We start from the raw sequence: 22186 nt of genomic DNA, 5'->3' as shown, positions 1-22186 counted from the left end.
GGGATCGATCTGCTTTTGCTCTCCACTTGGAAGTGTTGCTATCCAAGATCGACAGGAACAGTTTTTTAAGCCTAAAATCGTTGGGTCTTTAGGATTATGACTGACTTCAGCCACTATATTATCAGCGTTCTGAGGTTCTAACCCCGGAATCTCTCTTGCAGTTAAGCGAGTTCCATTCGTTAGAGAAATGACTTGTCTTTTAATGTGCAAGGAAAATTGAGTCTGAGGTTGAGAATAGGAAAGGGAAGACCTATCCTGATAAGCTTCTGGAGAAGCACGATTAAGATCGCGGTAGGCTAATTGATCTGGTGCATCGGCACTGCGAACAAAGACGGTAAGATTGCCCACTCGCTGATTATCCCCTGGTTGGAGTGGCTGAGTTACCCCAGTGGCGATATCTTCGCAGAGGATTTGACCTTGGCTGAGTCGGTAACGCAGGGCAACAGGTGGCGCATTCGGGGCGTAAATAGTACAAGCTTTGGCATCGCCACCAATACTGACGGGTTCGGCTCCCAGATTGACTGTGCGGCTCTCTTTGGGATTGTATTGAATCTCCAGCCAAGCTGTACGAAAAGCGACTTCAACGAAAACGACCATTAAGCCGATAAAAAAGCCTAAAATAACCGCTCCAACCAAACGACCAGAGGCATCACCGGCACTCTGGGAAACCAACAAAAAGGCTAAAGCACCAAAAAATCCCCCCATCGCACCAGCAATAGTCGCTCGTTTTGCTTGTAGGTTAGAGATGAAAAAGCCCATCCCCCTTCCCAAAAGCCCTCCCAAAAGCGTCCATCCAGCGATCCAGCCAGCTTTAGCGAGGATTTCTGACTGGGCAACTAAACTCAACAGTGCTTGAGCAGAACCACCAGAAACGAGGCCTGCTAATAGCCCTCCTGCAAGTAAGATAGTGCCTTGACGAGTGGATAAAAACGGACGATGAAGATAGAAGTTTTGCCCGATTGCTAGGGCAAGAGATAAGCCAATGGCAAGCAAGGCTGTCCATAGACCGACAATAAACACCATATACCAAAACTGCTGGGCGTTAGGCTGCTGTTGTGCTGGTTTTGCTTCAATAGTGAATTCATAAATGGGTCGCTTTGGTTGACCATGAGAAATAGAACCAGAAAATTCTTGACTATTCCCCTCTACTAATACACCGACCGTAAAGGCAGTTGGGTCAGCATCGCCATGATTGGCATAATGATTGACAAAGACCTGATATTTTCCTTTTGGTGCGCCTCCAGCAGGCCAGTAAATGTTTTCTACTGGCTCTTTTGATTGTCGTCCACTTGCGTTCATATCAACGTCAAGTTCGCCTCCTGATTGCGATCGCTTGTGCGAGTAATAAATCTCCTCTCCTGATGGATCGATACAATGTATATCTAAATCGTTGTAGTTATTCCATAACAGAGAAAGCTGAACATCCCCTGTTTTAGCTCCCTCTCTTTGCAGTCGTTTAGTCAGTTCTGGATTAAACACAAGTGCAGGTGTCGAGGCTTCTTGTTGTGTTTGTGGCAGCATTGTCCAAGATAAGAACCATTCACCCAATAACCATCCTATTAGGCAACCAAAAGCCCCTAATAAGCCGAATAAGAGAACCTTTTTCCAACTTGATGATTGTCTCATGATCGCACCTCTCCTTGAACTGAACCAAAGTTAATTTTCGTGCCAACCGCAAGCTTGATGCTGCGCCCAGGATCGATTTGCTTTTGCTGCCCGATAGGTAAAGTAGCTATCCAAAATTGATTGGAACAGTTTTGCAACCCTAAAATGCTCGGATCTTTGGGATTAGCATTCACTTCAGCGACTATTCCATTAGCACTTTGCGCCACCAACCCAGGAATCTCCCCTGCCCGCAACCGAGTCCCGACAGTTAAAGGAATTGTCTTCTGCTGAATCCGCAGCGAAAAGGGGGTTTGAGGTAGGATCGGTGGATTGTAATACTGAGTCGCCCAATTCTGAGAACGAATTGGTGAAAGTTGCCGAGCTTTCAGAATGGCTGCCATTAAGAAGGCATAAGCTAAAATTCCAGCAAAGGCAGTGACGAGATTGCTGATAGCACCAGAAGCGTTCCAAAGGGCGTGCAGTGCTGATGCTGTCAAGTAGCCTATAGCCAAAATTGACCAACGTCTAGACGGTTTCAGGACGCTTAAGCCAATGAAATAACCAAAATAGCCGCTATAAGCCATGTGTCCGGCTACAGAACCAATAATGCGAGGAATGAGTAATTGTATCCCGATTAATTCTCCTGCGCCTTCCCCTGCCTGAGTTGCTACCTGCTGAATCGCTCCAGGCACATACTGTCCCAGGGTTTCTAGGAGGGTAAAGCCAGCAGCAGAGGCAGTTGCTAAGAGAATGCCATCGAGGGGTTCCCAGACACCCACTCGCTCTCGCCAAGGGGTTCTGAGCATTCGTCCTATCCCCAGCGCAAGGAAGACAGGTATGGCTTTGAGGAGTTCTTCTGCCATGCCTGCACCAAAAAAATAGTGGATAAACGAAGAAAGAAATCCTATTTCTGTTCCTTCTGTCGGTATTTCTCCTGGCAGGATTTGACGGAAAACCAAGATAAATAGCGACCAAATAGGACTGAGCAAGAGTAAAACGGTAGTTATTGCCGATCCTATCAGCAACCACCAGGGTTTTTGTTTGCCGCCCAATTGATAGACGAAGTAGTAGCCTGCCCCAATCAGATAGACTGCTAATAGGGCATTGAATAGGTCAGGATTACCGATCGCAGCAAATAGTCCGACGACTAATAAGACGGTAAGGACACCTGGTATCAGGTAAGCTTTTTTAAATAAATCCTGCCTTGTCGCGATGATGGGCAGCACTTGACTTAAATGAAGGGAGTCGCCAGGTTGGATATTTAAAGGACGACCAGGAAGTCCTGGATTGCTAACTTGACATTCAAAGACGAATTCTACACCCTGCTGACCGAGAGAAATGCGATCGCCTAATTGTAATGTCCGACAGCCTTGCAATCGCTGGTTATTAATATAAGTGCCATTGGAACTCCCTAAATCACAGATTTGCCAAGAAGGAGGACTTCCTGAAGGCATGACGGGACGAATTTCTAGATGGCGACTAGAGACTCCTGGATAGTTGGTGGAGTTGAGAACAATTTGACAGTTTGGCTCTCGTCCAATGACAATAGACTGATGGGTTAATAAGGGATGATGAGTAGGTGTAGTGTGGGCGGCTGCTTTAGGGTAAATTTGTCTTAAATAAGCGTTGTACTGAGGTTGTTGTGTCATTGGATTTGCCTATTTTCATTGAGGTAAGTGAGGTATTTCTTTATAAATAAAAAATTGGTAATGGCTGCAAAGGACAAGTTAATTTAAGGACAGAAATTTACTTTCGGTACTGCCCACAAAAAACCTTGAGTAGAGCTTGACAAAGTTTAGGATCGTAGTAAACTGAATGACTGTACTGGGTAAAGATTTCTTTGATTTTTTTCGTGGTAAGTTGTTCATATTTTTTAACACTCAATTGAAGATTAGTGAAATAGTGAAATAGAAGATCATTCTGTATAATTTTTATAATCTTTAAACTTATAGTCATTGACTCCTGGGAAAACCAAAAACTTAATGGCATTAACCTTATAATTATCACCAGAGCATTCCATTTCATCAGACTTTTCAAATTCAAATGCTGTTCTTGTTACACAAAATGAAAAATCATCAGCTCCCCACTTAATATTGTTTATTTGTCCATGAATGTAGATATCTCCTCGCTCGTTAAAATCTACCAAAACTTTTGTACATTCTCCTTTTTTAATATTCCACCATCCTCTTGATTTCCATCCGTCTCCGTCCCAATACATAATTGCAGCATCAATTATGTCATTAGAAGTTTGATTGCAAAGGTTTAAATAAGTATCTCCAGATATATTAAGATTATTCTCCAGATTATTCTCAACATTTTCTAGAGTATTTTGAAAATTTTGTACTTGATTATAAAGCAAATTTCTCTTATTTGTAATATTCTCAACTTTTTGATTATGTTCAGTTATAAGATTCTCAACTTCTTGATCATGTTCAGTTGTCAGGCTCTTGATTTTTTGATTATGTTCAGTTATCAAATTTTCAGTTTTTTGATTATACTCAATGGTAAGATTGTTCAAATTTTCAGTAAGATTGCCCATTTGTTGATTTTTTTGATAAGCATAAATTCCAAGCAAAAAAGCTGCTAATGCTGAGATGCCAGCCAATATAGAAACAAAATTGGCAGCAAACTTATGGGCTGATTTCTGATTAATATTTTGCTGTTGTCTGGCTGTTGTTATTGCTTCATTTAGCTTGCCTACTTCTTGTTTCCATTGCTGTATTTCTTGCTCGGATTGATCTAATTTTTTTTCATATTCTTCTCTTTGTTTTTGCTCTTTTTCTGCTTGTTGTTGTCGTTCTAAAATTAATTGTTGTTGACTCTGAAAGTCATTTTTAGTTCGTGGTTGGGAAATCACCCCTAATGCTAATCCCCAAGAATCTACAGCCCAGTAAGCAGATTCCTCAGCTATTCCTAGCTCATCTTGTAATCGCTTTGTAAGCTTGGATAAAATAACTGCTTGAGGAATCTGATTCTGGGATTTTAGTAACTCGGTAGCCACGCCTTTTTTAAGAGCATTCACTAAAAGAAAGACTTCCTTGCTATATTGCCCACAAAAGTCCTTTAGTAATCCTTCACAGCGTTGAGGGTTGTCAGAAACATCCTGTCCGTACTGGGTAATAATTTCACAAAGCTTTTGTCGAGGTAACTCGTTCATAGGTCTTTTCCTGCGCTCAGGTTTTCGATGTAACAACTAATTTGAGCTTTAGTTCCACACCAAGAACAGGTATGAAAGCTACCCTGCTCACCTCCACAAGACACTTTATTACAGCGAGAGAATAAAGAACTCCCGCATTTAACAAAGCTCTTTTGTTCGTAGTAAGGACAACCTGGATAAGTATCATCTACCACGATATTAGGAGTAGTCATGGGGTTTCTCTCATTTTCAGTCTCTAGCATTAGGCCTTAAGAATAAATAAACTTTACAGATAAAACTCTTTCTACCCTTTTGAGAAAAGGTGAAACATGATTAAGTGTAAAACTTATTTATGCTTACTACGGTGGAATAGGTGTTGGTACTTGGGATGGTGTTGTTTCTGGTGGGGGAGAGGAGGTATTGGAAGGACTATTGAGAGGTTGAGATTGACCTTTCTCTCCGCTCTTTGGCTCTTTCAGTTCATTCAACATCTTCTCAACCTTATTAAGACGAAAAAAAAGGTAACTACTGAAAGCATTACTAATTAAAAAAGTACCCATTATTAAACTAAAGCCCCATATAAAACCCCAATAAACGGCTTTTTGAATTGTGTATTGTTGTTGTTTGAGATCATTTACCTTACTCTCAAATACCGAGATATTCTCTTGTTGTCTCATGTTGGACTCCTCAACTAATATAACTTTCCTATCTAAATCTTCTACACGGTCTGTTAGATAATCCCGATCATCGGTTTCAAGTCTTTTAATCATGCCTAGAGTGATGTCATCTCCGCTGCCTTTTTCTGAAGTCTCTTGAAGAAATCCTTCTAATTTTTGTCGGACTTCTTCAGTCAGATTTGACTTGAACATCTGTTGATAATCCCGACCAATTTTGAAGAATCCTTCGTCAGTAGAAAAAGAATTGGAGTAGCCATCAGTAGAAACCAGAATTAAAGCAGGCATTTGTTTGGGCGTACCTTTCGGATACTGTTCTAGGTGAATCTGAAATTCATTCCATGCCTTATTCATACAGAGTGAAGTTGTCTCATTGGCAATTAGGTTGGGATCCCGCTCCAAAGGTCGAGTCGTATTTCCCTTAGAATCCACCTCAAGAATGTCACCATCCCCTAGCTGAATATAGACAATGAAAAACTCGGTCACTAAAACTGCCAAGAGTGTAGCCCCGTAAGCCAGAAAAATATTATTTTCAACGGCTTGCCAAGCAGCTTCTCCATCTTTCTGAACAAGAATCTTTTTCTCTTCATCAGTAAAGTTGGGTTTATTAGTTAATTTTTCTTCATCATTTTCTGATAAACCCAAATCTTTGTTGACAGCTTTTCTCCACTCATTGACAAGTCTCTGTGGCAGAAGCCTTTCGGCTGCATCTTTGAGTGCCGAGAAATTAACATCACTGGGTTGACTGCTCAAGAAAAATTCTTGAATTACTTTAATTGCCGTTTCAACAGCAAAACGAGAGCCTCTATCGCTGCGAAAACTTTTGGCACTGCCATGGCCATCTGATACAGCCAAAATCAATGGCAGACCGATGCCTGATTCTGGAAACCGGCGAATGGCATCCTGATTGGGCAATCCAGAACGCACATGAGAGGCTCCTTTGACAGATTCACCAATGCACCGCCATTTTAGTTGGGGTATATTTTCTTTCATGAGTCCTCCATTTCACCAGACATCAGATGCACTATCGATAACATTTTGAGGCACTGGAATTGGGACATTTCCGCCTCCCAAATTAGAGTTTTTGGCTTGACTGCTAGGCGAAGAGGCAGCTTTTAAAACAACAGTAGAAACCCATTTAATCTGTTTGACTAGATTTTCGGGACTATTAGATTGAAGAGGCCTTAGTTCTGAGTGTCCAATAAACTTCTGCAATGGTTCATGATCTGCATCTCCACCAACTGCGATTGCAATTCGTACAGCCTTCTTGCCCCAAGGCTGTTCCATCAAGTGTCTCAGTCCACTGCTAAAGTCGTCAGTCGGCTGACCGTCAGAAATCAGCACTAAAACAGGGGGAAGCGCCCGGTCAGTCATGGGCGGTATTTTAAGTTGGTCTGCAACCATAGAGAGGGCTTTACCCATATCTGTGACACCATCAGCGGTCAAATCTGTCCACTTAAAATTTTCAACTGGTGTAGGTTGAGCTATGTGCCACTGCGCTCCACTAGAAAATTTAAGGGCGCGAACTAATACTTGTGCATTGGGATTCTCATTTGCTTCTTTTTGCATTAAGGGAATTGCTTCACGAATGGCTGTATTGAGAACCTGGATTTTGCCGTTTACAGACATAGAACCAGAACAATCACAAATCCAGATAAAATGTAAGGGGCGGCTTGACAACCCTTCACCTGGTAGTGGCATATTCAATATCTCCTTGATTCAGTAAAAAAAGTGGATTGCTAAACAGGGAATAACATTTCAAAGACGAATCTCACCTTCTGCTTTGCCGAAGTTGATCTTTGTTCCTACAGCCATAGTTGCACTGCGTCCTGGTTCGACATCCTTAACTTGATTATCAGCCGTAGTACAGAGCCATTTTTCTTGCATAAGATTTTTAATTCCCCAAATATTAGGATCATTGGGATGTCGAGTGACTTCAGCGACTGGTTGAGAAAAGTCAAACAATTTTACATTAATATGATGGGGAAATAGCTTGGTATCGTGATTCAACATAATGATATTTTTGTCAATGCGAATTCGAGGGGGCAAGCGAATTTCTTTCTGACATGACCAACAAGGGTTAGGTTTACCACCTGATGCTTTTATTACATCAGGATCGTAGAAGTTCTCAGCACCACAGTGAGGACAGTAGATGATAGAATCGCGCAAGTTTACCATTGCTCCCCGCCACTCTGACTCCCTGACGCGGCCATTTTCTGGGTCTTGAATACCTTTAGTAAATGCCTTGGTAAACAGTTCGCGGAGAAATTGTGGATAAATAGGCCAGAAGGCAAGGGCATTATCATGGTAGCCACGTACTGGTACATTGGAATTGTCTTTGGGGTCAAAAATGAACACCGCCTCAGTACCATAAAGCTTATTCATCGCTGGAGCGTCCAGACATTTAATTTCGGTTTCTTTCTTTCCTTCCAAGGGGTGATGGATCATTAACATATAGAACAGTAAAACTGCCAAAGAGTACAAATCCGTTTGCGTACTCGGTCTCGCTTGTTCAGTAATGATTTCTGGTGCTATAAAGCGTGGTGTTCCCATAACACCACCTTCTTGATCCCCATTGATGGTGACGTTATCGTTATCACAGATTAAAACATCCCCAGTGTTGGGATTAAAGAAAACATTACCGAAAGAGATATCGCGGTAACATAACCCTTTGGTATGAAGTTGAAAAAAGCCATCGGCCAGTTCAAATCCTGCGGTTGTTAAAGCTCTGAAGGTGGGTTCTGGTTTAATGCGCCGTTTCATTAGATCGACAAAGCCTTTATATTGAAGTTCTCGCAATGGCATGACATAGCCAAACCCTTCTATGCCAGGCTCTGATACAATATCTATAGGCCACAGAAAGCGATCACTCGGTGCGCCAGAATGGATCGCCGCCTCAAGCCGTTCGTACTGGCGAGGATCTGCCTGAATGGAGTGGGAGTAATACCATTTCAGCGCTACAGGCTGACCGGCTAAATTAGCTCGATAGACTTCTCCTTGACCGCCACCGCCAAGTAATTGCTCTACCGTGCAAGGGGTTTTAGAAGATTCTGTATGGACTGTCTGTCCAGATTTGAGTAGGTCACTCACCTTGTTCCTCCTTTTTAGGGTAACTTAAGCAAATGGAATGTTTTTGAAGATGATTCTTCTTTCTTATAGCTCAAGTAAATATAATTAATTCACTCCTATTACATTTTTTTAATAAAAATTTGGTTCTTCGGTTTGTGTTATGCAATGGACGGGGATTATAAGGGATGGAACCCTTATATATAGCGTTTCCTGTTCGCAAGAGGTACATTATCGATGTTGAAAAGCTTAATTAGCAAAGGTTTAACTGTACCACACAGGCGTGAGAACTGCTATAGAAAGACAGCAATTTTTGTCAATTGTTTTCGATCTAGAACGAACTAATCAATTAAGTCTCTTGCCAGATAAGGATTTAGTCGATTTATGCCCCCCTATCGAACCATACCAAGTAACGAAGAACCATTTCTTGGGTAATTATTGCCTAACCCACCCGCTCAATAATCTTAATTTTTAATCCGATGAGGGGGGATTTTCTGCGCTTTGCGATCGAGTTTCTGGGGCAGTATCTTCTCCGATAGTTTCTTCTGAGGGCAAATTTTCCTCGGTAACTTCAATAATCACCGTTTCGCTAACAGCAATAGTTTCGACTTCAACATTGGCAACAGGTTCAGTCGGGGGAATTTCTGGGGGAATTTCGGCAGGGTTGATCTCTTCCGTTGCCAAATCAAAATCATCGAAATCATCGAAATCATCGAAAGTTTCCCCATCATCAATAATTTCTGCGGCTTTTTCCCCAATTTCTGTCACTGATTCTGTAATAGTTTCCCCGATAGCCGCGGCTTTTTCTATAACGGGGTCCACCGTTTCTTGAGCTTTTTCCGCAATTTCTGTCACTGATTCTGTAATAGTTTCCCCGATAGCCGCGGCTTTTTCTATAACGGGGTCCACCGTTTCTTTAACCGTTTCTTTAACTTTTGCCGCTACTTTCTCAGCTTTAGCTTTAGTTTTAGGGGATTGGGAGGGAGTAACTTTGCCGAGACGATTGCCTAACCAACCGACAATAGTAAATAATTTAACCGGTTTGTCGGGATAAAAAAGTGCTTGTCTGAGTTTGAGAGTTTGCCAAGCGAAAGCAATAAATAAAATGGCCGCGGCAACTTGTCCCAGGAGGATAGCGCCTGTAATCCTCCCCGCGCACAACCAGAGAACAAGGGCATAGAATAATCCTACCGCACTCCAGAGAAAATCATCTTGACGGTGGCGATCGGGGGCGATAAAAGCGGTGGTGAGGAGGTACAGACTACTCAATCCCACAACGACCGCTAGGATATAGGGCAACATTTGTGATTCTCCTTTGACATTTCCTTTTTTATTGTGCGTTATTTGGGGTCGATCGAGTCTATTTTTTGATTAATTTTCAAAATTATCGAGTCAAATTGTCTTCACCGGTGTTTATGAATAGCCAGCGTCAATATTAGAAAATTCTTGGTTTATCCTCTTATGCTGGTGCTGATCAGATTAAACAAGCTTTCGGATCAAACGATTAAGTTTTGATATTTAACAAGCAAAGAGGAATTAGGAACCCTTGATCAACCCACAGACAAACTGTTATCTTTAGTAATTAGTGCCGATGAGAAATATTTAATTAGTGGTATTGCTGACAAAACTGTAAAAATTTGGGAAAATGGGCAATAGTAACAACTCAAGATAACTGCTATAATTAGAAACTTATGCCGACAATATTTTATTGGGGAGAAGATGAATTTGCTATTAACCAAGCGGTGAAAAATCTGCAAGTAAAACTTCTCGATCCCAATTGGATACAGTTCAATTATGATAAAATCAACGGCGATCGCAATGAAGCAATTATCGAAGCCCTTAATCAAGCGATGACTCCAGTTTTCGGCATGGGAAATCGTTTAGTTTGGTTAGCTGATACGGTTATTTGTCAACAATGTTCCGAGGATATTTTCCAGGAATTACAGCGCACTTTGCCCAATTTACCCGAAAATTCCTATCTGTTATTAACCAGTGCCAAAAAACCCGACTCCCGCTTAAAATCGAGTAAGTTTATCCAAAATCAGGCGGAGGTTAAAGAATTTGAACTAATTCCGCCTTGGAAAGTCGAGGAAATTGCCCAAAGAGTTAGGGAAATTGCCAAAGAAGTGGGAGTAAAATTAACTCCCGATGCGATCGAACTCTTAGCAGAAGCGGTGGGAAATAACAGCCGCTTGCTGTGGATGGAGTTAGAAAAACTGCGTTTATTTAAAAATAATTCGGCGGGAACTATTGACAAAAATGACATTTTAAGCTTAGTCAATGCCAGCAATCAAAGCAGCTTACAGTTAGCCAGTGCTATTTTAAAACGAGAGACAGGCAAGGCCCTAGAATTAGTCAATGAATTATTAAATCGCAACGAGAACCCCCTGGGTATCACCGCCACCCTAGTGGGTCAATTTCGCACTTGGGCAATAGTGAAATTAAAAATTGAAGAAGGAGAAAAAGACGACAAAAATATCGCCGCCGCCGCCGAAATTGCCAATCCCAAGCGACTGTATTTCATTCGCAAAGAGATACAATCTTTTTCTTCTAAACAACTTCTGGCCACCTTGCCCATACTTCTCGAATTAGAATATCGTCTCAAGCGGGGTGCAGAACCTTTGGCAACTTTGCAAACCAAAATTATTGAACTTTGTTGTTTATTGGTGACTTAATACTCTTCCTTACCTTTCAGAAATCCTCTAGAATAAGATTCTATAGACTTCTAAACAGCCACAATGACCGATGATGCCATCCCTAGTCTAAACTTAGCGATCTCTACTTTAGCCACGAGTAATAATTTCGCCCGTTGGGTGACGAAAGCACCCCTACCCGGGGGATATGTGCATCATGACTGTGAATGGACCGAGAGTCTAACCACGGAATGGATGGCATGGCAGGAAATGTTCTGTCTGCAAAAAATGCCGACCTTGCCGATGTTAGAGCAATTAGAAGCAAATTCTCGACCTAAACTGATTCTTTCGGGAGAAGGCGGCAGTTATAGCGGTCAATTAATGCAGAAACTAGGTATTAGTCTCTGGGAATGGTTATTTCAAGCATCAATTAGTCAAAGTTTCGCCCAAAGTCAGGGAATCGCCCTCGGCAAAAATCAGCCCCTGCGAATTCGCTTGGAATGTCGCAACCCCTATTTAATTTTGCTGCCCTGGGAAATTATGCAGCAAGCGGGTAAACAGGCCATATCTCTGCATCCGAATATACTCTTTAGCCGCACCACCAGCGATGTGGACCCACTGCCACCGATAAAAACGAGTAATAGTCTCAATATTCTCTTAGTTATCGGCGAAAAACAGATTAAAACCGCCGCTAGTTCCCTCAACCTCAGCGCCATTAATACGGGTGGAGAAACTAATCCCGACCAGGCACTGGAATCCGAGGCCGCCAATCTTATCCGGGCCATCTCTCCTGGGGGCAGTGGTTCCCTCCCTCAGAATTGGGGAGTGAAAATCAAAGTCGATACCCTAATTCGACCAGGGGCCGAAGAACTGACCAGGGCCTTGGATACGGGTAAATATCAAGCTTTTTTCTACGCCGGCCACGGAATCGCCGCCCCCAATGGCGGTTCCCTATTTCTGCGGCCGGGGGAACAGCTAAACGGGACGGAGTTAGCCCAAGCTTTGGTGAGAAATCAGGTCATTTTAACGGTTTTTAATGCCTGTTGGGGTGCTTATCCCGCTAAATCGGGTCAGGAGATGATCCCCCGCAGCAGTCTGGCGGAAGTCTTGATTCACCACGGCGTTCCCGCAGTTTTGGCCATGCGAGATGCGATCGCAGATCGCGAGGCCTTGAGTTTTATCGAAGTTTTTACCCGCAGCCTCCTCGGGTTCAAAGACAAAGAAGCGCAGATGTCCAAGTTGTTTCCCGCTCCAAGAGTCCCTATCGATCAGGCCGTTCGTATCGCCAGGCAGCAGTTATTAACCCTCTACAAGTACAATCAGCCCGCTTGGACTTTGCCGATTCTCTATATGCACCCGGACTTCGACGGGCAATTGCTGCAAACCTTTGATGAGACTCAATCACCGACGGTTATGCCCCATATCTCCGGAACCATGCCCGCCGCTTTCTTATACTATCTCGATCGTCCCGAAAGAAAATTGTCAATCCGTGGTGGTGGCATGAATATAGGACGGGACAGGGAAAATGATCTACAGATTACTGAAAAATGGGTTAGTAAAAACCATTGTCGGATAATTTGCCGTAAAAATGCCGATCATCCCGACTATCAATACTTTCTCGAAGATTTCTCCCGTTTTGGTACTTTTATCTACCAAGATGGCCACTGGAAGCAGGTACATAACCAAGAAGTTCCCCTAGAGTCTGGTTTACAGATTCGCTTCGGCAGTTACCAAGGCCAAATCCTCGCATTTGTGGTGGAATAATTAGGGTTTGTCGCAAAAGTTTGTCGTCGGGAGTGGGAATTATGAATTATGAATTATGAATTAGACCTCGACCTAATATAATCTCAAGACTAAAAGTCTTTCTAGTTAAGGAATCTACCCGAATAAAAATTATTTTAATTGCTTCATATTTTTTCAGTAAAATTGAATTAGCAACGATAGATATACATTACAGCCATCGAACTGTTTAGTTAGTACATAGACCAAAAGCAAGCTGTGACTGGGTTATAATTTTTGGAGATGTCTATTGGGGAAGTGGGGTGCGGGGAGATGGGAGAATAAATAAAATAGTCTCCTGTCTCCTGTCTCCTGTCTCCTAACCCGACCAACAAACTTTTTCAGCCAACCCTATCTAACTTTTTGCTTCCTCTTTAAGGGAATAAATTGGTTTAAACCAACCTTTGCGCCAGAAGTAGAAAATTAAGCCCCCCGCTACGGCTAACATGACTAACCAGACAAGGAAATAACTCCATTCTCCTTTTAATTCTGGCATATTCTCGAAGTTCATGCCATAGACACCAACGATGAAAGTTAAGGGAATAAAAATAGTCGAAATTACGGTTAAAAACTTCATAATTTCGTTTAATTTATTGCCCATAGTGGACATATAAACATCCATCAAACTCGCCGCTAATTCTCGATAAGCTTCGATAATTTCCAGAATTTGAATGACGTGGTCGTAGGAATCCCGAAAATAAATTTGTACCTCATCGCTGACTATACCATGATGGTCACGCATGAGTAAATGTAGGACATTTCGCATCGGCCAAATTAAGCGACGCAGTGCCAATAATTCCCGACGGACATCATAGATTTCCTGCATGGTATCTCGATCAGGATTACTAATGATCATATCTTCCAACGCCTCAATCCGATCTTCGTAGTGTTCTACCACGGGAAAATAACCATCGATAATCGTGTCTAATAATAAATAGGTTAAATAATCCGCCCCCGATTTCCGTACTCGTCCCTGGGAAGTGCGAATTCGATCTCTGACTATCTCAAAACAGTCCTGTAATTCCTCCTCTTGAAAACTTAAAAGATAGCGTTTTCCTAGTACAAAACTCACCTGTTCTGTATCAAAACCGCTTTCATCTTCTTTCAGTCGCACCATCTGAGAAATCACTAACAATTGATTGTTATAGTCCTCTAACTTGGGACGCTGCGGCACATTAACCACATCTTCTAATAACAAAGGATGCAGATTAAAAATTTCTCCCACCTGTTTTAAAACCGTCTCACTCCCTAACCCTTGAATATCCATCCAAGACACGGTATTTGTGCCAATATAGGGGGCGCAAGCATTGGGGGTAATATCCACCTTGCGAACGGCGTTATCTTCATCGTAGTCAATTAAAATAATCCGCGAGGGTTTGGCATCCGGTTCGATAATTAATGTCCCTGGTTCACTACCCGGTTCATCATAAAAATAATCGAAGTAGTCTTCTTCCTCGTCTCCATCGGTATCGGGACGATTGTTGACGAATATATCGGGTTGTAGTTGGGTCATAAGCTTACAACAATCTGGCTAATTTGGGCAATAAGAAAACAGAAAAGTTAAAAAATTTAATTTGCCTAAAGTTACTATCTATCGCCATGAGATTACATTGACATACTCCCACCGTCAAGCTACGCTGTGACGGGGGATTCTTTCCATATCACTATCGGAAATTCCTTGTTCAACGAGACAGCTTAGATTCTCAATGTCTCCACTGAAACCCCAGAGGCCAGACTCTCCCAAGGCGTTTGGGTCGGTTTCTGTTTGCCCAACAGTACCGTTGAGATGATTTCCCAAATATTGCAACCCTTTTTTAAGAATATTTATTGCTGCATTATGATCCCTATCTAAGATTGTTTTACAGTTAGGACATTGATGAGTTCTAGTGCTTAATGTTTTTTGAACTCTCGTCCCACAAACTGAACAATCTTGGCTAGTAAAATGGGGAGGAACAGCAACACAAACAATCCGATAAATCTTGGCAAAATAATTCAACCATTCAGTGAATTGATACCAAGAAGCATCAGAAATCGACTTGGCCAGCTTACGGTTTTTGACTAAGTTTCTTACCTTTAAAGCTTCATAAACTACCAGATCATTAGACTGGACTAACGCCAAAGCGTCTTTAATTGCTTTGTCTTTACGTTGTCTTGATACTTTAAGATGAAGCCTAGCCACTTTTATCCGTTGCTTGTGATAATTGTTAGACTGTTTTTTCCCTTTACGAAACTTTTTGGATAACCGTCGTTGTGCTTTTTTAAGTCGTTTTTCTGACTTGCTTAAATAACGTGGATTCTCTACAGTATTGCCTTGGGCATCGGTATAAAATTCCTTTAACCCTAAGTCAATTCCTGTTATTTGTCCCGTTGGTTCATGGTATTCTTGCCGTTCTACGTCAATCAAAAACTGGCAATAATAACCATCGGCACGTCTCACAACTCTTACCCGTTTAATCTGTTGTTCTGAATAATAAACTAAGGTTTTCTGACTACACCATAAATCAAATTCTCCTGCTTTAAAACCATCAGTGAACTTGATTTTACGTCTATCATCAGATAGTTTGTAACCCGTTAGTTTATACTCAACCGAACGGCTATGCTTTTTAAACCGAGGAAAACCCTTTTTCCCCGGTATCTTAGCATGACAATTCTGGTAAAACCTATTAATTGATTGCCAGGCTCTATCAGCAGCCGATTGACGAGCTTGAGAGTTTAATTTATTAACCCATGGTGTCTCTTTATTGTTAGCTAGTACCGCACAAAGCTTTTGAAGATCATTCCGGGTTGTTCCCTTATTGTCCATCCAATAACGAACACAAGAGTTACGCACAAACTGAGAAGTTCTAATAGCTTCATCAAGTCTTTGGTATTGTTCTGGTGTCCCGTTTTTTAACTTGGCTTCTACTACTAGCATCGATTAATCCTCGACCCTGGATCAATTAAGTATAACACAGTTTACCTACAAATAGTAGAATTAAAATCGTGCTTCGCAGTCAATATCCTGGTCGGATTTCATCCCCCGCAAAGGTTGATGTCTTGTCGAAAAATTTAGCGGGGGCATTCATCCGACATTTTAGGTAAACTGAAGATTGTTTACTGATTTATTCCCTCCTGATAATTGTCAACGATGAGATTAATCGGGAGAATTAGCAATATTGACGGCCAAAATTTATGGAATCCGCCTCTTTTATTCCCCGTCTAGTTATCCCCGTCGGTGATCCCGCCGGGATCGGTCCTGAAGTGGTGTTAAAAGCGATCACCGATTCCCCAATCTCGTCTATTTGTCAGATTACTCTAATCGGCACCAGAACGCTTCTCGAAAAAGCCTATCACGATCCCCATCTTCTCGATCGCTTTTCTCTGATCGATTTGCCCTACAATCAAGAAAAAATCGTTTGCGGGCGTGGGGATGCCCACAGTGGTGAAATTAGCTTTCTTTACCTGCAAGAAGCCATAAAACGCACCCTCAAGGGCGAATTTGATGGTATTGTCACCGGTCCGATCGCTAAATCCTGTTGGCAGTTGGCCGGTTATGATTTCCCCGGTCAAACGGAGGTTTTAGCTACCATGGCGGGAATTAACCGTTATGGGATGCTATTCGTCGCTAAATCCCCTCACACTGGCTATAACTTACGCACTCTCCTCGCCACTACCCACATCCCCCTGCGAGAAGTTCCCGATACTCTTAACCCCGATCTGATGACCCGAAAACTAGACCTATTGATCGAGTCTTTAAAGCTAGATTTCGGCATCGATCGCCCAAAAATCGCCATATCCGGCCTTAATCCCCACAGTGGCGAAGCGGGAAAACTGGGAAGGGAAGAAAAGGACTGGTTACAGCCTTGGTTGGAGTCAATGGGGCAGCAATACCCGCAAACCCAATTAATCGGCCTTGTCCCCCCCGATACGCTTTGGGTGGAACCGGGACGCGCTTGGTTTAGCGGTCAAGGGCAACCCGCCGACGCATATCTGGCATTATACCACGATCAGGGCTTAATTCCCGTGAAATTAATGGCTTTTGACTGTGCTGTTAACACTACCATCGGTTTACCTTTTGTTCGCACCTCTCCAGACCACGGGACGGCTTTTGATATCGCCGGTCTTGGCATCGCTAGACCCCAGAGTATGCAAGCGGCGATCCAATTAGCGATCGAATTATGTCAGCAGCGAGACAACCGGAGAACTAAACTAGAGATATAGCCCTCGATAGGAGACAAATGGGATATGGGTATCGCTTCAGTTAACCCTGCCACTGGCGAAATTCTCAAGACTTTTACCCCTCTAACCTCGGAGGAATTGGCGGCGAAATTGGCCCTAGCTGAGACAACTTTTCAGCAGTATCGCCGCACCGCCATCAGTCAACGGGGACAGTGGTTACGGCAAGCGGCGGACATTTTGGAACGGGATCAAGTAGCATTGGCTAAAACCATGACTTTAGAAATGGGGAAACCGATCAAGTCAGCGATCGCAGAAGTCCTCAAATGTGCCTTGGTTTGTCGTTTTTATGCCGATAATGCCGCCGGTTATCTGGAAGATGTGCTGATTGCCACCGATGCTAGTCGCAGTTTTGTCCGTTATCAACCGTTAGGGGTAATTTTAGCGGTTATGCCCTGGAATTTCCCTTTATGGCAAGTATTTCGCTTTGCTGCTCCCGCTTTAATGGCGGGAAATGTCGGCCTACTCAAACACGCTTCTAATGTTCCCCAATCAGCTTTAGCGGTGGAAAGAATTTTATTAGAAGCTGGTTTTCCCGAAGGCACTTTTCAAACTCTTTTGATCGGGGCCGATCGCGTTAGTGATTTAATTAACGATGAACGGGTAAAAGCCGCCACTTTAACCGGTAGTGAACCGGCGGGGATGAGTTTAGCAGCCGCCGCAGGAAAACAGATCAAAAAGGTGGTTTTGGAGTTGGGAGGTAGTGATCCTTTTATCGTTTTAGATAGTGCCGATATCGAGGCAGCGGCGGCTACGGCAGTGACGGCAAGATTGTTAAATAATGGTCAGACTTGTATCGCTGCCAAACGGTTTATTGTTATGGAAACTGTCGCCGATCAATTTGAACAGTTATTGGTGGCTAAATTCCAAGCTTTAAAAGTTGGTGATCCCCTCGATGAAACTGTTGATATTGGTCCTTTGGCCACGCTATCGATCGTCTCGGAAATTGCCGCTCAAGTGGAAAAAACCGTCGCTATGGGTGGTAAAGTCCTTGTGGGGGGTAAACGTTTAGAGGGGAAAGGTAACTTCTATCTACCGACGATTTTAACCGATATTCCTGCTGGTTCTCCGGGGGAAAAAGAGGAATTTTTTGGACCGGTGGCTTTACTATTTCGAGTCAAAAATATCGAGGAAGCGATCGCTTTAGCTAATGATAGTCCCTTTGGTTTGGGTTCTAGTGCTTGGACAAATAACCCCGCAGAAATTGAGCGTTTAATTACCGAAATTGAGGCCGGTTGTGTGTTTATTAACGGTATGGTTAAATCCGATCCTCGCTTACCCTTTGGGGGGATTAAACGTTCCGGTTTTGGACGGGAATTAAGTGTCGAAGGTATTCGCGAATTTGTCAACGTTAAAACTATTTGGATTAAGTAAGTAAATTCAGTTATCAGTAGGGTGGGTTAGCAACGCGTAACCCACCACCATAACCAATTAAAAATATGCCGCGCATTTTTGATAATATTGAGTCCCATTTATTGCCAATTTTACAGGAAAGTTTATTAGCATCCCAACGCGCTGATTTTTGTGTGGGTTATTTTAATTTGCGCGGTTGGCAGTCCATTGATACCTATATTGATCACTTTCTCGGTGGTGATTTGTCCTGTTGTCGTCTGCTGATTGGTATGCAGCAAGCACCCCAGGAATTACTACAGCAATCCCTGTCTTTATTGAAGCGCTCAAATGATATAGATAAGGCTACTTGCGCTCGTTTAAGAAAACAAATTGTTCAGGATTTTTGCCAACAATTAACTTGGGGGAATCCTAGCAATCGAGATCAGGCAGCTTTGCAACGGTTGGGAAAACAAATTCAATCGGGTAAGTTAGTAATTCGCTTATTTTTGGGCTATAATCTCCATGCTAAATTATACCTTATTCATCGACAGGATGTCAATAACCCAACGGTGGGATTTTTGGGTAGCAGTAATCTAACTTTTGCGGGATTACAACAGCAGGGAGAATTAAATATTGATGTCCTTGACCACGATGCTTGTGCCAAATTACAAAAGTGGTTTAATGATCGTTGGTTGGATGCTTGGTGTTGGGATATATCCTCGGATATTGTCAATGTGATTAACCAAAGTTGGGCCCGGGAAAGTCTGATTCTTCCCTATCATATCTATTTAAAAATAGCTTACCATCTTTCCTTTGAAGCGAGAGCCGGTTTAGCGGAATACAAAATTCCCCGACAGTTTGACCAAGACTTGCTAGATTTTCAGAAATCGGCCATTAAAATTGCCGCTCGTTATGTGCAAAAACGCGGTGGGGTACTAATTGGCGACGTGGTGGGGTTAGGAAAAACGCGCATCGCTTCCATTCTAGCATATATTTTGCAGGAAGACTACGATTTAGAAATCTTAATTATTTGTCCGAAAAATCTCCTAACCATGTGGGAGGATTACAGCTATAAATACAAATTAAGAGCGAAAATTATCCCCTTAAGTCAGGTTATGCAGGAATTACCCAATCTGCGGCGCTATCGGGTAGTAATTATCGATGAAAGTCATAACCTACGCAATCGGGAGGGTAAACGTTATCGGGTGATACAGGAGTACATTAACACCAACGAAAGTCGCTGTATTCTCTTGACTGCGACTCCCTACAATAAAAACTATCGTGACCTGTCCAATCAACTGCGTTTATTCATTCAAGAGGATACTAATCTCGGAATTCGTCCCGAAAGACTACTAGAATCTCTGGGAGGAGAAATCGAATTTAATCGCAGATACCAATCTTCGGTTAGGTCCCTAGCAGCCTTTGAAAAAAGTGACTCTCCCGACGACTGGAGAGACTTAATGCGTCTCTATATGATTAGACGGACTCGCGGTTTTATCAAAAATAATTATGCTACAGAAGACGAACAGGGTCGTCGGTATCTAAAATTTGCTGATGGGTCGAGGGTTTATCTTCCCCAACGACAACTAAAGACAATTAAGTTTGACCTACAAGACTCGGTTTATGCGCGTTTATATTCGGAAGCAGTGGTGATAACTCTCAACGGATTGAAGTTACCCCGTTACGGATTGGGAAATTATCTAATTAAAGGATGCCAAGGGACAGGAGAGGAAGAAACCATCTTAAAAAGTCTATCCCGTGCGGGTAAAAGATTAATGGGTTTTTGTCGGACGAATTTATTTAAACGTTTGGAGAGTGGAGGGTATGCTTTTCTGCAATCCCTTGACCGTCATATTCTCCGTAACTATATTTTCCTTCATGCCATGGCCAATAATTTACCCCTTCCCATCGGGAGTCAGGATCCAGCTTTGTTAGACACTCGTTATCTGGATGAGGATTTAGTCACTCAGGGAGAAGATGAAAGTATAGAAACCGAGGACACTGGGGGGATAACCGGGTTAGAAAAAGAGTATCAAAAAAGAGCCGAACAAGTGTATCAAAAGTATAGCGGTGATTATCGCAAGCGCTTTCAGTGGATTAACCCCGAGGTGTTTAAACCCGCATTGAAAAAAGACCTAAAATCCGATGCCTTGGCTTTAATAGCATTATTGCAAACCTGTGGGACCTGGCAGCCGGAGACCGACGAAAAGCTAGAGAAGTTATGGCAGCTGTTAGAGGAGAATCATCCCCAAGAAAAGGTGTTAATTTTTAGCCAATTTGCCGATACAGTCAGTTATTTAGTCACTCAGTTGCAAAATCGGGGAGTGGATAAGATTGCGGGAGTGACGGGAAACTCTGCTAATCCTGCGGAAATTGTCCATCGTTTTAGTCCCCGCAGTAATTCTCAGCAAGTGGGGGAAGAAATACGAGTCTTGGTTGCGACGGATATCTTGAGTGAAGGGTTAAATTTACAGGATTGTGCCATTATCGTTAATTATGACCTACCCTGGGCAATTATTCGCCTGATTCAACGGGCCGGAAGGGTAGATAGAATCGGTCAAAAAGCAAGTCAGATTCTCTGTTATTCCTTTTTACCTGCGGAGGGAGTGGAGAGAATTATTAAACTGCGGACGAGACTATCTCAAAGACTGCGAGAGAATGCGGACGTGGTGGGGACCGATGAGATATTTTTTGAGGAGGAGATGGATAACCAGACTTTATTGGATCTGTATCATGAAAAATCTGAGGTTATCGATGAGGAGGAGGATCAAGAAGTGGATTTAACCTCGGAAGCGTATCAAATTTGGAAAAATGCGATCGAAGTTGACCCTAGTTTAAAACATACCATAGAGACTCTGCCGCCGGTGGTTTATTCTACCCGTTGCCATAGTGGGACAGCAACCCATCCGGAGGGAGTCATGGTGTATCTAAAAACTGCCGGGGGGAATGATGCTTTAGCATGGATTGATAAGCAGGGAAATAGTGTGACTCAATCCCAATTAACTATTTTACGGTCCGCTGCCTGTCATCCCCAAACCCCGGCCATTCCCCCCCATCCCCAACACCATCAGTTAGTACAAAAAGGGACAGAATTAATCGCGGAGGAGGAAAACAATTCCGGATCTAAATTGGGACGATTGACGGGAGCAAAATTTAAGACCTATGAGCGCTTAAAAAGGTATTCTCAAGATAGTAAGGATGATCTATTTGCTCATGAGGATTTATGCAAGGCTCTCGACCAATTGTATCATTATCCCCTTAGACAGTCGGCTCTCGATCGCTTAAATCGTTGTTTAAGAACCGGCATCAGTGACCAACAATTGGCAGACTTACTGGTATCTTTATATCAAGATGACCGTCTCTGTATTGTTCACCCACAAGAATCCACCCAAGAACCTCAGATTATTTGTTCCTTGGGTCTATTTCAACCTTCTTAAGTCCCCCTTATCAAGGGGGATTTAGGAGGATCTAAACCAATTCAAGTCCCCCTTATCAAGGGGGATTTAGGAGGATCTAAACCAATTCAAGTCCCCCTTATCAAGGGGGATTTAGGAGGATCTAAACCAATTCAAGTCCCCCTTATCAAGGGGGATTTAGGGGGATCTAAACCAATTCAAGTCCCCCTTATCAAGGGGGATTTAGGGGGATCTAACCTTATCAAGTCCCCCTTATCAAGGGGGATTTAGGGGGATCTAACCAATTCAAGTCCCCCAATTCAAGGGGGATTTAGGGGGATCTAACCCAAT

The 22186-nt window shown here is 42.8% G+C and carries 16 protein-coding genes and 1 pseudogene; 7 read left to right on the top strand and 10 right to left on the bottom strand.

What is annotated here, in order from left to right; genetic code table 11:
• The 7 genes from IM473_RS21545 to IM473_RS21515 all read right to left on the bottom strand — a co-directional run.
• Positions 1-1626: YfaP family protein (locus IM473_RS21545; protein ID WP_287659604.1), on the bottom strand; the 1626-nt coding region annotated here is incomplete at its 3' end.
• Positions 1623-3254, bottom strand: coding sequence for a PrsW family glutamic-type intramembrane protease (locus IM473_RS21540; protein ID WP_287659603.1), 1632 nt, complete (start codon positions 3252-3254; stop codon positions 1623-1625). The genes IM473_RS21545 and IM473_RS21540, both read right to left, overlap by 4 nt.
• 266 nt (positions 3255-3520) lie before the next feature.
• On the bottom strand, positions 3521-4762 hold the full coding sequence (locus IM473_RS21535; protein WP_287659602.1) for a DUF1036 domain-containing protein: 1242 nt from the start codon (positions 4760-4762) through the stop codon (positions 3521-3523).
• Positions 4759-4974, bottom strand: a complete 216-nt coding sequence (locus IM473_RS21530; RefSeq protein WP_287659601.1) for a hypothetical protein — start codon at positions 4972-4974, stop codon at positions 4759-4761. Before IM473_RS21530 ends, IM473_RS21535 begins: the two co-directional genes overlap by 4 nt.
• A 126-nt stretch (positions 4975-5100) precedes the next feature.
• On the bottom strand, positions 5101-6408 hold the full coding sequence (locus IM473_RS21525) for a PP2C family serine/threonine-protein phosphatase (RefSeq protein WP_287659600.1): 1308 nt from the start codon (positions 6406-6408) through the stop codon (positions 5101-5103).
• 12 nt (positions 6409-6420) lie between these two features.
• The gene (locus tag IM473_RS21520) at positions 6421-7116 is read right to left on the bottom strand and encodes a vWA domain-containing protein (protein WP_002799071.1); all 696 of its coding nucleotides are present in this window, start codon (positions 7114-7116) and stop codon (positions 6421-6423) included.
• A gap of 57 nt (positions 7117-7173) precedes the next feature.
• Complete coding sequence (locus tag IM473_RS21515; protein ID WP_079208033.1) at positions 7174-8505, bottom strand: protein kinase domain-containing protein; 1332 nt, start codon at positions 8503-8505, stop codon at positions 7174-7176.
• 244 nt (positions 8506-8749) lie between these two features.
• On the opposite strand from IM473_RS21515, the gene IM473_RS21510 reads away from it, so the two are divergent.
• Positions 8750-8956 (top strand): hypothetical protein, encoded by a 207-nt coding sequence (locus IM473_RS21510; protein ID WP_287659605.1) that lies wholly within the window; start codon positions 8750-8752, stop codon positions 8954-8956.
• Here the strand turns inward: IM473_RS21510 and IM473_RS21505 are convergent.
• Positions 8953-9783 carry a Ycf66 family protein gene (locus IM473_RS21505; protein WP_287659599.1) on the bottom strand — a complete coding sequence of 277 codons (831 nt, stop codon included), beginning with the start codon at positions 9781-9783 and terminating at the stop codon, positions 8953-8955. The two genes, IM473_RS21510 and IM473_RS21505, sit on opposite strands and share 4 nt — an antisense overlap.
• 165 nt (positions 9784-9948) lie before the next feature.
• Between IM473_RS21505 and IM473_RS22640 the strand changes: the two are divergent.
• The 3 genes and pseudogenes from IM473_RS22640 (at position 9949) to IM473_RS21495 (ending at position 12878) form a co-directional block, all read left to right on the top strand.
• A pseudogene (locus tag IM473_RS22640) lies at positions 9949-10137 on the top strand (WD40 repeat domain-containing protein).
• A 35-nt stretch (positions 10138-10172) separates the two neighbouring features.
• Positions 10173-11156: a DNA polymerase III subunit delta gene (gene holA, locus IM473_RS21500; protein WP_287659598.1), complete on the top strand. Its 984-nt coding sequence runs from the start codon at positions 10173-10175 to the stop codon at positions 11154-11156.
• 63 nt (positions 11157-11219) lie between these two features.
• Positions 11220-12878, top strand: a complete 1659-nt coding sequence (locus IM473_RS21495; protein WP_287659597.1) for a CHAT domain-containing protein — start codon at positions 11220-11222, stop codon at positions 12876-12878.
• A gap of 370 nt (positions 12879-13248) precedes the next feature.
• On the opposite strand, the gene corA is transcribed toward IM473_RS21495, so the two are convergent.
• Together corA and IM473_RS21485 are read right to left on the bottom strand one after the other, a co-directional pair.
• A complete protein-coding gene (corA, locus tag IM473_RS21490) occupies positions 13249-14406 on the bottom strand; it encodes a magnesium/cobalt transporter CorA (protein ID WP_002792779.1) in 1158 nt (385 codons plus the stop codon).
• A gap of 114 nt (positions 14407-14520) precedes the next feature.
• On the bottom strand, positions 14521-15807 hold the full coding sequence (locus IM473_RS21485) for an RNA-guided endonuclease InsQ/TnpB family protein (RefSeq protein WP_287659596.1): 1287 nt from the start codon (positions 15805-15807) through the stop codon (positions 14521-14523).
• A gap of 257 nt (positions 15808-16064) precedes the next feature.
• Between IM473_RS21485 and pdxA the strand changes: the two genes are divergently transcribed.
• From pdxA to IM473_RS21470, 3 genes are all read left to right on the top strand, one after another.
• A complete protein-coding gene (pdxA, locus tag IM473_RS21480) occupies positions 16065-17093 on the top strand; it encodes a 4-hydroxythreonine-4-phosphate dehydrogenase PdxA (protein ID WP_287659595.1) in 1029 nt (342 codons plus the stop codon).
• A 24-nt stretch (positions 17094-17117) separates the two neighbouring features.
• On the top strand, positions 17118-18482 hold the full coding sequence (locus IM473_RS21475) for an NAD-dependent succinate-semialdehyde dehydrogenase (protein ID WP_287659594.1): 1365 nt from the start codon (positions 17118-17120) through the stop codon (positions 18480-18482).
• 65 nt (positions 18483-18547) lie between these two features.
• Entirely contained in the window at positions 18548-21877 is a 3330-nt protein-coding gene (locus tag IM473_RS21470; protein ID WP_287659593.1) for a helicase-related protein, read from the top strand.
• Positions 21878-22186: the final 309 nt, after the last annotated feature.

The organism is Microcystis sp. M015S2 (genome assembly GCF_020245945.1).
Classification (GTDB): domain Bacteria; phylum Cyanobacteriota; class Cyanobacteriia; order Cyanobacteriales; family Microcystaceae; genus Microcystis.
Note: the sequence above shows the minus strand (reverse complement) of the source record. Positions and strands in the feature narration are given on the sequence as shown.